This window comes from Sinosporangium album, assembly GCF_900100605.1.
Lineage (GTDB): Bacteria > Actinomycetota > Actinomycetes > Streptosporangiales > Streptosporangiaceae > Sinosporangium > Sinosporangium album.
The window spans coordinates 88,290-101,624 of record NZ_FNCN01000018.1 but is presented as its reverse complement, the minus strand read 5'-3'; the positions used below and the strand labels follow the sequence as shown (position 1 = coordinate 101,624).

General features: G+C 70.6%; 14 protein-coding genes. 6 read left to right on the top strand and 8 right to left on the bottom strand.

The window, feature by feature from the left end; translation table 11 throughout:
• Window positions 1–88 precede the first annotated feature (88 nt).
• From BLQ73_RS19330 to BLQ73_RS19320, 3 genes are read right to left on the bottom strand one after another with little or no spacing between them, the layout of a single operon-like run.
• Window positions 89–1,036, bottom strand: a complete 948-nt coding sequence (locus BLQ73_RS19330) for a VWA domain-containing protein (RefSeq protein ID WP_093171875.1) — start codon at window positions 1,034–1,036, stop codon at window positions 89–91.
• Entirely contained in the window at window positions 1,033–1,989 is a 957-nt protein-coding gene (locus BLQ73_RS19325) for a DUF58 domain-containing protein (protein ID WP_245691193.1), read from the bottom strand. Before BLQ73_RS19325 ends, BLQ73_RS19330 begins: the two co-directional genes overlap by 4 nt.
• Window positions 1,986–2,996 (bottom strand): AAA family ATPase, encoded by a 1,011-nt coding sequence (locus BLQ73_RS19320; protein ID WP_093171874.1) that lies wholly within the window; start codon window positions 2,994–2,996, stop codon window positions 1,986–1,988. Before BLQ73_RS19320 ends, BLQ73_RS19325 begins: the two co-directional genes overlap by 4 nt.
• A gap of 55 nt (window positions 2,997–3,051) precedes the next feature.
• Between BLQ73_RS19320 and BLQ73_RS19315 the strand changes: the two genes are divergently transcribed.
• From BLQ73_RS19315 to BLQ73_RS19305, 3 genes are all read left to right on the top strand, one after another.
• The gene (locus tag BLQ73_RS19315) at window positions 3,052–3,807 is read left to right on the top strand and encodes a hypothetical protein (protein WP_093171873.1); all 756 of its coding nucleotides are present in this window, start codon (window positions 3,052–3,054) and stop codon (window positions 3,805–3,807) included.
• Window positions 3,808–4,270: 463 nt separating this feature from the next.
• A complete protein-coding gene (locus BLQ73_RS19310; RefSeq protein ID WP_093171872.1) occupies window positions 4,271–5,098 on the top strand; it encodes a nitroreductase/quinone reductase family protein in 828 nt (275 codons plus the stop codon).
• A gap of 169 nt (window positions 5,099–5,267) precedes the next feature.
• Window positions 5,268–6,029 (top strand): TSUP family transporter, encoded by a 762-nt coding sequence (locus tag BLQ73_RS19305; RefSeq protein ID WP_093171899.1) that lies wholly within the window; start codon window positions 5,268–5,270, stop codon window positions 6,027–6,029.
• A 12-nt stretch (window positions 6,030–6,041) separates the two neighbouring features.
• Here the strand turns inward: BLQ73_RS19305 and BLQ73_RS19300 are convergent, their stop codons facing one another.
• The 5 genes from BLQ73_RS19300 to BLQ73_RS19275 all read right to left on the bottom strand — a co-directional run bounded on the left by BLQ73_RS19300 (window position 6,042) and on the right by BLQ73_RS19275 (window position 10,549).
• Window positions 6,042–6,539 carry a GbsR/MarR family transcriptional regulator gene (locus BLQ73_RS19300; protein WP_093171871.1) on the bottom strand — a complete coding sequence of 166 codons (498 nt, stop codon included), beginning with the start codon at window positions 6,537–6,539 and terminating at the stop codon, window positions 6,042–6,044.
• Window positions 6,540–6,761: 222 nt separating this feature from the next.
• Window positions 6,762–7,403 carry a class I SAM-dependent methyltransferase gene (locus tag BLQ73_RS19290; protein WP_093171869.1) on the bottom strand — a complete coding sequence of 214 codons (642 nt, stop codon included), beginning with the start codon at window positions 7,401–7,403 and terminating at the stop codon, window positions 6,762–6,764.
• A gap of 607 nt (window positions 7,404–8,010) precedes the next feature.
• Window positions 8,011–8,205: a ferredoxin gene (locus tag BLQ73_RS19285; RefSeq protein ID WP_093171868.1), complete on the bottom strand. Its 195-nt coding sequence runs from the start codon at window positions 8,203–8,205 to the stop codon at window positions 8,011–8,013.
• 11 nt (window positions 8,206–8,216) lie between these two features.
• The gene (locus BLQ73_RS19280; RefSeq protein ID WP_093171867.1) at window positions 8,217–9,422 is read right to left on the bottom strand and encodes a cytochrome P450; all 1,206 of its coding nucleotides are present in this window, start codon (window positions 9,420–9,422) and stop codon (window positions 8,217–8,219) included.
• 161 nt (window positions 9,423–9,583) lie between these two features.
• The gene (locus BLQ73_RS19275; RefSeq protein WP_093171866.1) at window positions 9,584–10,549 is read right to left on the bottom strand and encodes a ketopantoate reductase family protein; all 966 of its coding nucleotides are present in this window, start codon (window positions 10,547–10,549) and stop codon (window positions 9,584–9,586) included.
• An 89-nt stretch (window positions 10,550–10,638) separates the two neighbouring features.
• On the opposite strand from BLQ73_RS19275, the gene BLQ73_RS19270 reads away from it, so the two are divergent.
• From BLQ73_RS19270 to BLQ73_RS19260, 3 genes are all read left to right on the top strand, one after another.
• A complete protein-coding gene (locus BLQ73_RS19270) occupies window positions 10,639–11,208 on the top strand; it encodes a TetR/AcrR family transcriptional regulator (RefSeq protein ID WP_093171865.1) in 570 nt (189 codons plus the stop codon).
• Between the two features lie 92 nt (window positions 11,209–11,300).
• Window positions 11,301–11,885, top strand: coding sequence for a TetR/AcrR family transcriptional regulator (locus BLQ73_RS19265; RefSeq protein WP_093171898.1), 585 nt, complete (start codon window positions 11,301–11,303; stop codon window positions 11,883–11,885).
• Window positions 11,886–11,964: 79 nt separating this feature from the next.
• Window positions 11,965–13,311 carry an MFS transporter gene (locus BLQ73_RS19260; RefSeq protein WP_093171864.1) on the top strand — a complete coding sequence of 449 codons (1,347 nt, stop codon included), beginning with the start codon at window positions 11,965–11,967 and terminating at the stop codon, window positions 13,309–13,311.
• Window positions 13,312–13,335 lie beyond the last annotated feature (24 nt).

Sequence of the window (13,335 nt, the reverse complement as noted above, 5' to 3'; positions counted from 1 at the left end):
GATATATCCCCGCATTCTTAACGCACTCTTAAATTCACGCGCATACGGCAACGCATCCGGGCCCCTGAACAACCAGGAAACCAATCGCCTACGGAAAACGCGTCCCCAACACCAGGGCCGCCGCCGCCGTCAGCATGCCCGCCACCAGAGCCCCCACCGTGAACCACTGGCTGATCTCCTGGTGGACCGTCCGGTAGCCGAGCGACGAACCGATCTGCTCATACACCTCACGCAACTGCGTGCCCGACTCGGCCTCGTAGGCACGCCCGCCGGTGCCCTCCGACAAGGTACGCAGCGTCGCCTTGTTGACCGGAACGGTCACCGGCCGCCCGTCGATCACGACGGTGCCCTCCTGCGTGCCGTACGCGATCGTCGACACCGGCACCTTCGCCCGCCCCGCCGCGTTCACGGCCTCGGCGATCGACCGGCCCGAGGTGTTGTCGCCGTCGGACAGCAGCACGATCGCCGCGGGCGGCGGATCGCTCACCGCCTGCTGGTCGAACGAGCGGATCGCATCGATCGAGTTGAACACCGCCTCGCCGATCGCCGTGCCCGGCCGCGTCCCGAGGGTCCCGACGGCCGTCACCACGGCCATGTGGTCGGTCGTCGGCGACACCACCACCGACGCCGACCGCGCGAACGACACCAACCCCACATTGAACCGCTCCGGCAGGTCCCGTATGAACCGCTGCGCCGCGTCCTTGGCCGCCACCAGGCGGTTGGGCGGCACGTCGTCGGCCTCCATCGACAGCGAGATGTCGACCGCCACCATGATCGTCGCCCGGTCGCGCGGCACCCGCACCGAGTCGGCCGGCCGCGCCGCGGCGACCACCAGCAGCGCCATCATCACCAGGAACAGCCCCGGCGCGACATGCCGGCGCCAGCCCGGCCCCGCCGGGGACACCAGCGTCAGCAGCGGCAGGTTGGTGAACTTGACGGCGTAGCGCCGCCGCGCGAACTGCGCCGCGACATAGGCGGCCACCAGCGCCACCGGCAGTACGGCCAGCCACAGCCAACCGGGGGAGAGGAACGTCACCTGCGTGCTCCTGACGTCGGAAGCCGGTGCGCCGCCCGCGCCGTACGGCGGCGGCGAAGCACGAACTGCGCCACATCCAGCACCCAGTCCCTGTCGGTGCGCAACACCAGGTGCGACACGCCCGCGCGGCGCAGCGCGGACGCGGTGCCGCGCCGCTGAAGTGCGGCGGCCTCGGCGTACTTCTCGCTGACCCGCCGCGACAGCCGTACCTGCCGGACACGCCCGGTCTCGGGGTCGGCGAACGACACGGTGCCGCCGGGCGGCAGCACCAGCTCCCGCGGGTCGAGCACCTCCACGGCCAGGACGTCGTGGCGCGCCGCCAGGCGCCGCATCGGCCGCTCCCACGCTCTCTCCGCCGCGGGGTCCAGCACCGGCTCGGCGTCGAGGAAGTCCGACACCACCACCCGCAGCCCCCGGTTGCGCCGCGCCGACCCCAGCACCTCCACCGCCTCCGCGAGCCCCGGAGCATCCGGTACGGCACCGCCGCGCGGCGCGTCCATCAACGAGTGCAGCAGCCCGTAGAGCGCCGCCCGGCCCGCCCGCGCCGGCATGCGGTGCACGTGCGCGCCGTGCAGGACGCACGCGCCGAACCGGTCGCCGGCGCGCCCGGAGAGGAACCCGACCGCGGCCACCGCCGCCACCGCGAGGCCGCGCTTGTCCATCTCCTCGGTGCCGAAGTCCATGCTGGCCGACAGGTCGGCCAGCGCCCACGTCTCAAGCTCCCGGTCGGCCACCAGGTCGCGCACGTGCGCTGTGCCGGTCCGCGCGGTGACCGCCCAGTCCATCCTGCGCACGTCGTCCTCACCGGGGACGTAGGGGCGGCTGTCGCCGTACTCGCTGCCGGGGCCGGGCAGCAGGCCGCGGTGCGCGCCGTGCAGCATCCCGTCGAGCCGGCGCGCGATGGTCAGCTCAAGGCGGCGCAGCGCCTGCTCGGCGGCGGCGAACGACGTCACGGGCGGCCCTGGTTCCACACGACGAGCGGCGGAGCCACGGCCAGCAGGATGTCGCCCACGACCTCCTCGGGGTCGACCCCGTCGGCCACCGCGTCGAACGTCAGCATCAGCCGGTGCGCCATCACGTCCACCGCCACGTCCCGCACGTCGTCGGGCAGCAGGTAGTCGCGTCCGCGCAGCAGCGCCAGCGCCCGGCCCGCCGCCACCAGACCGAGCGTCGCCCTCGGGCTGACCCCCACCTCGATCGTGTCGGACAGCTCCGCCAGGCCGTACTCGTGCGGCGCCCGCGTCGCCATCACCAGCCGCACCACGTAGTCGGCGACCAGATGGTGCACCGACACCTGCTCGGCGGCGTCCTGCAGCGCCAGCAGCCGGGCGGGGGTGAGCACGGCCACGGGAGAGGGAGGGCGCACACTCATGCGGTGCAGGATCGCGAGCTCCTCCTGCGCGCTCGGATGCCTCACCCTGACCTTGAACAGGAACCTGTCGCGCTGCACCTCCGGCAGCGGGTAGACGCCCTCGGACTCCACCGGGTTCTGCGTCGCCAGCACCACGAACGGCCTCGGCAGCGGATGCGTGCGCCCCGCCAGCGTGACCTGCCGCTCCGCCATCACCTCCAGCAGCGCCGACTGGACCTTGGCCGGAGCCCGGTTGATCTCGTCGGCCAGGAGGAAGTTGACGAACACCGGCCCCAGCTCGACATCGAAGGTCTCGCTCGACGGGTGGTAGACGCGCGTGCCGACGATGTCGCTCGGCACCAGGTCGGGGGTGAACTGGATGCGGGCGAAATCGCCCCCCACAACCGTGGCCAGGGTCTGCGCCGCCAGCGTCTTGCCCACACCCGGCACCCCTTCGAGCAGGCAGTGGCCCCGCGCCAGCAACGCCACCAGAAGGCGTTCGACCAGGTGGTCCTGGCCGACGATCACCTCACGCACCTCCGCGAGGGCTCGGCGGAGCAGATCGGCATCGGTATCGGTATCGCTGGACAGTTCTTCGGCGGCGCTCATCTTGGTATTCCACCAAACGCGGCGCGCACGTGCACGGCACCGCGCGTGTGCTTTCATGACAGACGTGGCAAGTCCGCTGCACTACGGTGATCCGCCCAACCTCGGGCCGTTCGTCCTGCAGGCCCGGTTGAGATCGGAGCCCGCCGGACTTGTCTACCTGGCCTACGGGCCCGACCAGCGCCCCGTCTCGGTCGCGGTCCTCACCCGGGGAGCGGCCCTCGACGCGGCGGCCCGCGAGCGGTTCGTCACCTCCATCCGGGCGGCGGCCTCCGGCCACGGCGGCACGCGCGGCGGCGTGCGCGGGCTGTGGGCGCGAGCCGTACGCGGCCGTGCTCCCCGCGTGATCGCCATGTCCGGCGGTCGCGCCCCCTGGGTGGCGACGCCCCACGTGCCCGGCCGCGCGGGGGCCGAGTGGTTCCTCGCGCCCGTCATGGTGAGCGGCACCCTCATCGGAGAACGGCACGGCCCGGACTTCGTGCCGTACTGGCTCCCCGACCGCTCACCGGCGGTGCCGCCCCCGCCGCCGCCCCCTCCGCCCCCCACCGAGACCCGCCGCGCCGTCACCGCCGCGGCCTCGGTGCTCACCGGGCTGACGGCGCTGCTCGCCGTCGTCTTGCTGCTGCTGTTCGGGGCCGAGAGCCGGGTCGAGCAGCCGCGCCGTCCGCTGCCGCCCACCGTGTACGAACCGACACCGCCGCCCGTGCCCACCCAGCGGCCCGAAACGCCCACCCCGAAACCCACGCCGGGGGAGACCGGCACCGGCACACCCGCCCCCAGCCCGGACGACACCGACGAGGGAGCCCCTATTTAGCCGCCGGGTCGCCGCGTACGGCGCCGCCCGCCGCCACATGACCCGGCGCCCGATTCCGCCGGGATTTCTTTTCGTATTCCGTACGCCGATTGCGTTGGTGTTCCAACTCCGTTATGGTCATTGCCATGACTGCCGGGTCGGCCATTGGCCAAGAGCAGATTGAGCGCCCGGCCGGGGCGTGAGGGCCGGACGGGCGAGAAGCCCGCCTTCCTCGTGATTCAGTGCGCCCTTCGCGGCTAAGTGCACCCTTCGTGGTTCGGCGTTCCCGCGCCATTCAGCGTCTCCTACGCGGCTCACCGCTTCCCGCGTGATTCAGCGCGAGCGTTTTCCTGACACATAGCGCTGCGAGCCGTCCGAGCCTCCCATTTTCCATGCCTTTGATTTTCCGCGCCCTGCCGCGGCTGCTTTGCCATGCCCGCGCACAGAGCGCGAGAGCATGAATTCCACCGGAAGAAAGACGAGAATGCCCAACGATTTCAACAAGCAGGTCATCGAGGAGTTCCGAGCGAACGGTGGCCGCGTCGGCGGTATGTTCGAAGGAGCCCGGCTGCTCCTGCTCACCACCATCGGAGCCAAGTCGGGGACCCCGCACACCACACCGCTCGGCTACCTCCACGACGGAGGTGAGCGGGTGCTGATCATCGCCTCGGCCGGGGGTGCGCCACACCATCCGGCGTGGTTCCACAACCTGCTGGCCAACCCCCAGGTCGTCGTCGACGACGGCGTGTTCACCTACGACGCGCGGGCCGTCGTCCTCCCGGAAGAGGAGCGCGACCGTGCCTTCGCCCGAGCGGTCGAGGACGATCCCGGGTGGGGCGACTACCAGGCCAAGGCGACACGCGTCATTCCGGTCGTCGCCCTGGAGCCGGTCGGGCCGGGCCGCCCGAACAACGCCTCGTGGGGCGTCGCGCTCAAATCGGTCCACGACGCGTTCCGGAGGGAACTCGCCCTCATCCGCAGTGCAATCGCCAAGTCCGGCCCCCTGCTGGGAGCCCAGCTCCGGATCAACTGCCTGACCGTCTGCCAGGGGCTCCACTTCCACCACACCGGCGAGGACACCGTCATGTTCCCCGCCCTCGCCGACCGGCGGCCCGAGCTGGCCCCCACCCTCGGCAGGCTGCGCGACGAACACCAGAAGATCGCCGCCCTCATCGAGGAATTGCGCTCGGCTCTGGCCTCCGACAGCGTCGAGCGCGACCTGCTGCTCGCCGACGTCGAACGGCTCACTGCCGAGCTCGAACGCCACCTGGACTACGAGGAGGAGCAGCTCATCCCCCTCCTCGACGCCTGACGCCTGGCGCCGGCATCGGCGTGCGCCGTACGGCGGGAGCCGGGGTCACGGGGTCACGGGGTCACGGGGTCACGGGGTGGCGGGCCGCGGGCCGCGGGGTGGATCATCCGTCTGTGGGCTTGGTTGATACGTTTGCTGCTCGATTGTGCTGTGCCATCTGGGAGCCCCCGTGCCGTTCGAGCAGGTTGTGGTGTTGCTTGTCGCCGCGGTCGCGGCCGGGTGGATCGACGCCGTGGTGGGGGGCGGCGGCCTGATCCAGCTTCCCGCGCTGATGGCGGTCGGGGTGCCACCGGTGCAGGCGCTCGCGACGAACAAGCTGTCCTCGGTGGCCGGTACGGCGTCCGCCGCGGTGACGTACGCACGGCGGGTTCCGCTTGACCGAGCCGTCGCCGTACCGGCGGGAGCGCTCTCGGTGGTGGCGGCCGGGCTGGGGGCGCTGGCGGCCTCGGCGGTGTCCGACGGGCTGCTCCGTCCTATCGTGCTGGGGGTGCTGGCGGGGGTGTTGGTGCTGATCCTGGTGCGGCCGGCGCTGGGGGAGGAGGCGAGGCCGGAGCTGCGGACGCGGAGGAGGAGATGGGCGGCGGTCGCGCTGACGGGGGTCGGGGTGGCCTTCTACGACGGCGTTCTCGGGCCGGGTACGGGCACGTTCCTGGTAATGGCGTTCACCCTTGTGGTGGGGATGGACTTCCTGCACGCCTTGGCGACCGCGCGGGTCGTCAACACGGCGACGAATCTGGGGGCGCTCGCGGTGTTCGCCGGGGAGGGGCACGTGCTGTGGGGGCTGGGTGCGGGGATGGCGGTGTGCAACGTGCTGGGGGCGCAGCTCGGCGCGCGTACGGCGGTGCGGAGGGGGGCCGGGTTCGTGCGTGCCGTGCTGGTGTGCGTCGTGTCCGCGCTCATCGTGAAGCTGGGCGTGGACCAGTTCGCCTGAGATGCCAGCAATCTACTTTGTAAAGGTCTCGGGTTTCTGCTGACGCCATTTATCCAGAAGACCGGGAACCTCCATCTGGAGGAAACCCACGTAGTCGCGCATCCGGGAGAGGTGTGCGCCGGCGGGCGTGTCCGGACCGCCCACCGCTTCGACCGCCTCCTTCGCCGCGTCGGCCACCTGGCTGAAGAGCGTCAGCTTCGTCATGGAGGCCTCATACCACGCGTCGTCGGGCATCCGGTATCTGTCACGCCGTGAGCCAGGCACCGGCTCGCGGTAGAGCAGGTTGATGTGCACGAGGTAGCGCACGGCCCCCGAGATCGCCGCGGGGCTCACGCCGATGCGCTCGCCGAGCTCGGCGGCCGTCAGCGCGTCCTCGTCGGACGCCATCATGGTGAACAGCACCCTGGCGGCCATCGGCGGGAAACCCCACTCGGAGAACATCCGGGCCATCCGCTCCACCGAGCGGCGTACGGCTTCCGCGTCGCGTGCGCCTATGGTTTCATCGGTCATCTGGGCGTCCGCCTCACGTTGTGCATCTACTTAGCGTACGCACTGCTTATGCTACGCAACATTCACAAGCTTGTGAATGGAGTGTAAGGATCGACGCCGTTCATGTGCGTCGCTCGGCGCCGTTCTCCGATGACCTCGTTGAGCACGGACGCGACGCCGTGACGCTCAGGCGGCACGGCGGTGGTGATGACCTCGGTGGCGGGGGAGCCGCCGGCGGTGTGATCAGTGGCGTCGGATGGCCCGCACGACGACATCGTGGAGGGGCACCTCTCGGCCGCCGTGGCCGGTGAGCGTGCGGACGTGCTCTTCGGCGGTGACGATCTCCCACTCGGTGTCGTCCATGCGCGCGGTGATGGCCGCGCGGGTGGCCGATGCTTCGGCGGGAGGGTGGTGCCCATGCCCGTGGCCGGTAGCGCCCTGGGCGTGCAGGTGGCCCACGATGAGCAGCGTGCCGCCGGGAGCCACCCATCCGGCGATGCGGTCGTAGAACTCCCGCTGGGGCATCGCCGGGTGCGCGTAGTGCGTCATGACCAGGTCGAACCGCTGGTCCGGGCTCCAGACGCTCAGATCCGCCTCAACCATTTGCAGGCGCTCAGAAGCCCCGCTCGTCGCCGCGCGCTCGGCGGCGCGGGCAAGGGCCTCGGTCGAGATGTCGGCCGCGGTGACGTGCCAGCCGCGGGAGGCGAGCCAGATCGCCTCGGCGCCCCCGCCGCACCCCGCGTCCAGCGCCGTGCCCGGCGTCAGGTCGCCGGTCTCACGAGCGAGGTAGGGGTTCGGCGGGTTGCCGCCCATGGATCCGGGGCCCTCTGGCTGCGCCTGCTGCCAGTGGCGCTCCCAGTAGTCCTTGTCGAATCCGTGTGTCATGGGCCGTTCTCCTCATTCACGATGGATGATCTCTGCCCGTGGCCTCATCGCGGCCACGTTCCACCGGCTCCGTCGGCCTCACCCGCGACGACGGATCGGTTCGTCATAGTGCCGATAGAGAAGGCGAATCCACAAACGTCGTTGCCGAATGGGCAAAAAGGAGTTCCGTGCCCTCATCGATGCGATGCTGCCCCGGCTGGACTTCCCCGAGCTTCTGCTGCCGGTCTTCGACCGCGCCGGCCCGCCGTGGGGTAGGGGGGCGGGCTGGGGTGAGGGGACAGGTTTCACAGGGGCGAGGGCCCTGCGGAGAGGGGGGTGCGAGGGGGGCCGGCCATGTGGACGTGGCGGGAGAGCCGGATCCACGCAGGTCGTGCTGCTCGTCAACCGTGGCCTTGCCCATCACGACGGTGGTGCCTGCCGGGCAGACTGGCGTCGTTATAAATCTACGTTGTAAAGGCGTCGGGGTGTTGCAAACCCACCGATCCACCCAACCCTCAAACCCTCCACCTACGGTGGCGCCCAAAGTCACCCGTCCGATGGATCACAGCACGCCTGGCGCGCCGTTCAGCGTGATTCTTTCAGGCTGAACGGCCATCTGCGGATCGACTCAATCCTCCAGGGAGAGGGCCTGGCTAGGGCACACGTGCACCGCTTGGCGGGCCTTCTCGACCAGCTCGCCCTCCGGTGTCTCGTTCAGCACGATGATCGTGGCGTCGTCCTCGCTCTGGTCGAACAGCTCGGGCTCAATGAGCACGCACTGTCCGGCGCCGACGCACCTGCCGGTGTCCGCGATGATTCTCATGGCCCTCTCCTCTACCAGGTCACCGGGAGCTGGTACAGGCCATAGATGTTCGCGTCGTCCTTGAACGGCAGCTCGTCGATATCCATCGCCAGCTCCAGCGTGGGGATGCGGCCGAACAGCGTGTCGAACACGATCTGCAGCTCCATCCGAGCGAGGTTCTGGCCCAGACATTGGTGCGGCCCGAACCCGAACGCAACGTGGTGGCGCGCGCCGCGCTCGATGTCGAGCCCGTCCGGGTTCTCGAACGCCCGCGGGTCGCGGTTGGCCGAATAACCGAGCGCCAGTACTCCTTCGCCGGCGCGGATCCGCTGCCCGCCGACCTCGATGTCCTCGACGCACAGCCGGGCCGTCGCCACGTCGATGATGGTGAAGTACCGCAGCATCTCCTCGACCGCGTTGAGCGTTCTGCCCGGGTCGGCCTTGATCATCGCGAGCTGCTCCGGGTTGCGCAGGAACGCCACGGTCGACAGCGAGATCATGTTCGCCGTCGTCTCGTGGCCGGCCACGAGCAGCAGGAAGCCCATGCCGGCCAGTGCCGTCCGCCGGTAGGTGCCGTCCGCGCGCAGCTTGACGATCTGCCGCCCGAGCAGGTCGTCCGGCGGGTTCTTCTCCTTCTCCGCGATGAGGTCGGTCATGTAGTCCTGGATGGCCCTCACGGCCGCCCACCGCTCCTCGGGCGGCGTCGACTGCTTGATCACCGCCACCGTGTGCTCCTGGAAGAACTCATGGTCGGCGTAGGGCACACCTAGCATCTCGCAGATCACGAGTGACGGGACCGGCAGCGACAGCGAGTCCACCAGGTCGCCGGGCCGCGGCCCGGCCAGCAGCTCGTCGATCTGCCCGTCGACGATCTCCTGGATCCGCGGCCGCAGCGCCTCCAACCGGCGCACCGTGAACTCGCCGAGTACGGCCTTGCGCGCCGGCCCGTGCTCCGGTGCGTCCATCGCGATCAGGAGGCGCTCCTCGTCCGGCCGCCGGGACGCCGCCTCGCCCTTGACGAGCTGCGGGAAGTCCGGATGCTGCCGGTCGGCGCTGAACCGCCGGTCGTTCAATACGGTTCGCACGTCTTCGTGGCGGCTGACCGCCCAGGCCCACCCGCCGTCGGGCAGACGAACCCGCGAGACCGGCTCTTCTTCGCGGATCTGTTCGTACGCCGGCGGCGGCGCGAACGGGCACGTACGGGCCATGGGGAACTCGTGCTTCTCAGTGGTGGTCATGACTTTTTCCTTCCACGACGTCACGGACAGGCGATAGCGGCTGGACGGTGAAAAGCCGTGTGCGAACGGCGGTTGGTCGACCGGTGCGACCGGGTTCGGCTCTGGGATGCGGCGGACCAAGGAGCCGCAACGGACCACCGGGACCGACAGCATCGGTGGATTCAGACTCGACCCGTCCCCTCACGGGCGAAGTGCGGTTCCGCCGCTTCCAGGCGCGGAACCGAGATGCCCAACCGTCGTGCTTCGGCCAGGGCGTCCCGGCAGACCTCACGCGGCTCCTCGGCGTCGGGGTCGGAGTGCGCCGCAAAATTCACGCTCACGGGCGCGACATGAGCGGTCAGCAAGGCGAGCGCGGGGGCCGTCAGCCAGGTGGGCGCCCGGAACAGCAGCGGACCGCCCCGGTGACGTCGCAGGTCGAGGCCGCGTGCCTTGAGGAGCGGCAGCAGCTCGCGGCCCGCCAGCAGCCCCTCGCGCAGGTCGCCCGTCGCCCCGGCCAGCTTGGACAGGGAACCCAGCCGCAGGGCCTGCGAGAACAGGCCGGCATCCGACACGAAATGGATCCACAGCCAGCCGCGGAAGTCGGGCTGCTCTTTGAGCCGGAGCCCGGCCTCGCGAAACGCCTGGCGCACGGCCCGCTCCCGGTCGGTCGGGGGCTGGCCGAGGGTGCCGAAGACGACCGACGGCAGCAGCGCCCCACGGAGCACGCCGTCCGCGCCGAAACCGCCGCCGGCCTGGGGGAAGCCCCAGGCGATCTGGTCGACGGGGAGTGCGCCGATCGCGGCCAGCGGCTCGGTCCAGATGTTGCCGAAGACCAGCACCGTGGCCTGGCCGACACGCGGGGACAGGAAGGCCGTCGCCTCCGCGAGGCGGTGGTGCGGCACGCTGAGCACGATCAGGTCGAAGTCGTGGTCCGGCTCCAGTGCCTCGCGGTAGCGCACCGGCCACTTCTCGACGACGCGCTGCCCCCACACCCGGCGCCGCGTATCGATCAGGTCGAGGTCCACTGCGTCTCCGTACGTCGCCGCGCGGCCCGGCCGGACGTAGAACTCGACGTCGTGTCCGGCCTGTTGCAGGGCCCAGCCGTAGACGGTGGCGATCACGCCTCGGCCGAACATCAGGATCTTCACGCTGCACCTCGTGGGGTACGATCGATTTGGAGGTCATCTCCACTTTCAAAATATGGAGGTCATCTCCACTTGTCAATGCGAGGTAGCGCATGACCGCCGACAAGCCGCTGCGGGCCGACGCCCAACGCAACCGCGATGTCCTGATCGCCAAGGCGCGGGAGGTCTTCGACGCCGGAGACTTCTTCGACCTGCGCTTCGATGACTTCGCCCGCCTGGCCGGGGTGGGCACCGGCACGCTGTACCGCCACTTCCCCACCCGGGAGGCGCTGGCCGAGGCGGTCTACCACGGGGAAGTCGCCGCGCTGTGCGACCGCGCCCGCCGGCTGCAGGCCACGCTGCCCGCGGCGGAGGCTTTGGCGACCTTCCTGCGCGGCATGGTCGACCACATAGATGCCCACGAGGGCCTGGCCCGGACGCTGGCCACGCTCATGGCCGATCGCTCGGGTGCCCTTGCCGAGGGCGGCCGGGCGCTGGAGCGGGCTGTCACCGACCTGGTGGCCGCCGCCGTGCGGGACGGCACCGTTCGCGATGACGTGGATGCCGGTGCCGTGATGATGGTGCTGCACGGCATCAGTGCGGCCCATGACCGCCCCGGTTGGCGGGCCGAGGCCGACGATGTCATCACCCTGGTGCTGGACGGGCTGCGCCCGCCGCTGTGACAAGGTGCGACACGAGGTCGCATGCCGGGTGGCGACCCCTGGACCGCGCAGTTATTTGACCGATCGTTCTTGATAGGTTTATGGTCTTCGATATGGCCAGGACCAAGGAATTCGATCCGGACGCCGCGCTGCAGTCGGTCCTTGAGCTGTTCTGGCGGCGCGGCTACCAGGCGACGTCGCTGACGGATCTGGTCGAGCACCTCGGCATCGGCCGCGCCAGCATCTACGCGACCTTCGGTAGCAAGCACGAGCTGTATCTGAAGGCCATGGACCGGTACGGCGAGACGCGCGACCCGGCTCTCCTTGCCGAGTTGTCCCGGCCGGGCCCCGCACTGCCTGCGGTGCGGGCGGTGGTGCGCCGCTTCGCCGCGGAGGCCGCCTCCTCCGAGGGGCGGCTGAACGGCTGCTTCATCACCAATACCGCGGCCGAGCTGGCGCCGCACGACCCTGCGGCGGCCCGCCGGGTCGAGATCAGCTGGGAGCACGCCGAGACTCTGCTGTGCTCTGCGCTCGTGCGGGCGCAGGCCCAGGGTGAGCTGCCCGAGGGGCGCGATCCGCGTGCGCTGGCCCGCATGCTGCTCGTGCTGCTGCAGGGGATACGGATCGTCGGCAAGGCGTCGAACGATCCCGCCCGGGTGCGGGACGCGGCTGAACAGGCCCTGGCCCTGCTGGACTGACTCGCATCTGCCGAATCCACCGGGCTCCCTGTCGCATGCCCGAATAATGGACCGATCGGTCAAATATCAGGAGGAAGGCATGACCACCACAGGCGCTGCCCGCGTGGCCACTATGCAGCAGCGGTACGCCTTCGTCCTCCTCGGTGGCGTCCAGGCCACTCTGATCTTCACGCTGGCCGCGCTCTCCATACCGCTGCCCCTCATCGGGCGCGAATTCGACCTGCGGCGCGCAGACTTGATCATGCTCAGCGCCGCCTACGGACTGACCTTCGCCGGGCTGCTGCTCTTCGGCGGACGCCTCGCGGACCGCTATGGGGGTCGGCCTGCGCTCACCGCGGGCCTGGTCCTCTTCGCCGCCGCCTCGGCCGCGGTCCCGCTCGCCCCCGGCATCGGGACATTGCTCGTAGCGCGCTTCGCGCAGGGGGCGGGGGCGGCTCTGATCGCGCCCGCCGCCATGGCCGTGCTGCACGCCGTCTTCCCCTCCCCAGCCGCGTACGGCAGGGCGATGGCCACCTGGGGCGGGCTCTCGGTACTGGGCGCGACCGCGGGCCATCTGCTCTCCGGCGTCATCTCGGCGCTGCTGTCTTGGCGTTGGACCTTCGCCGTACCGCTCGTGGCGGCCCTCGCAGCCCTCGCCCTCACGCCCCGGTTGCTGCCGGACACCACGCCGAGCCGGAGCAGGACTCTCGACCTGCCGGGCGCTCTGCTCGCCACCGCCGGGATCACCCTCGCCAGTTACGGGCTCATCGTCACCGACACCCGCCCCTGGTGGTCGGTCGGCGTGCTCGCGCCGCTGCTCTGCGGGGCCGCGCTGCTGGCCGCGTTCTGGTACGCCGAGCGCCGCGTCGCCGACCCGCTGCTGCCGCCCGGCTTCCTGCTCGACCGGCGGCGGGTCCTCGCTCTCACGGCCATCGCGCTGAGCGCGTGCGCGACCGCGATCACCTTCGTGGTCCTCTCGCTCCAACTCCAGCAGGCGCTCGACTGGTCGCAGCTGCAGACCTCGGCGGCGTTCGTACCGTTCGCTGTTGCGCTGATCGCCTCGAGCCGGGCAGCAGGACCGCTCATCGTCCGGTACGGGGCCCGAACCGTCACAGCCGCCGGGCTCGGCACCGCCGCGGCCGGGCTCGCCCTCCTCGCGCTCACCGGGCTCGACGCACACGTCTCGTATGGGTATGGACTGCTGCCGGGCCTCGTGCTGCTGCCGGCCGGCACGGCGGCCTCCTTCGCGGGAGCCGCCGTGCTCGCCACCGAAGGCGTGCCGCGGCAGCAGACCGGGCTCGCGGGCGGCGTGCTGAACACCGCGATGGAATTCGGCCCGACCCTCCTGTTCGCGATCCTGCTCACGCTCGGCAGCGACGCCTGGTCCCTGGCCGCGACAGGGGCCGCTCTGGCCGCCGTCGCCCTTCTGAACCACCGCACCAAGTAATCCATCACTCAAGGGAGCCACCGT

Excerpts from the sequence above, each read along its gene's own strand:
- BLQ73_RS19320 (WP_093171874.1), bottom strand. The coding sequence starts at position 2,996 with ATGAGCGCCGCCGAAGAACTGTCCAGCGATACCGATACCGATGCCGAT.
- BLQ73_RS19315 (WP_093171873.1), top strand. The coding sequence starts at position 3,052 with ATGACAGACGTGGCAAGTCCGCTGCACTACGGTGATCCGCCCAACCTC.
- BLQ73_RS19310 (WP_093171872.1), top strand. The coding sequence starts at position 4,271 with ATGCCCAACGATTTCAACAAGCAGGTCATCGAGGAGTTCCGAGCGAAC.
- BLQ73_RS19300 (WP_093171871.1), bottom strand. The coding sequence starts at position 6,539 with ATGACCGATGAAACCATAGGCGCACGCGACGCGGAAGCCGTACGCCGC.
- BLQ73_RS19290 (WP_093171869.1), bottom strand. The coding sequence starts at position 7,403 with ATGACACACGGATTCGACAAGGACTACTGGGAGCGCCACTGGCAGCAG.
- BLQ73_RS19285 (WP_093171868.1), bottom strand. The coding sequence starts at position 8,205 with ATGAGAATCATCGCGGACACCGGCAGGTGCGTCGGCGCCGGACAGTGC.
- BLQ73_RS19280 (WP_093171867.1), bottom strand. The coding sequence starts at position 9,422 with ATGACCACCACTGAGAAGCACGAGTTCCCCATGGCCCGTACGTGCCCG.
- BLQ73_RS19270 (WP_093171865.1), top strand. The coding sequence starts at position 10,639 with ATGACCGCCGACAAGCCGCTGCGGGCCGACGCCCAACGCAACCGCGAT.
- BLQ73_RS19265 (WP_093171898.1), top strand. The coding sequence starts at position 11,301 with ATGGCCAGGACCAAGGAATTCGATCCGGACGCCGCGCTGCAGTCGGTC.
- BLQ73_RS19260 (WP_093171864.1), top strand. The coding sequence starts at position 11,965 with ATGACCACCACAGGCGCTGCCCGCGTGGCCACTATGCAGCAGCGGTAC.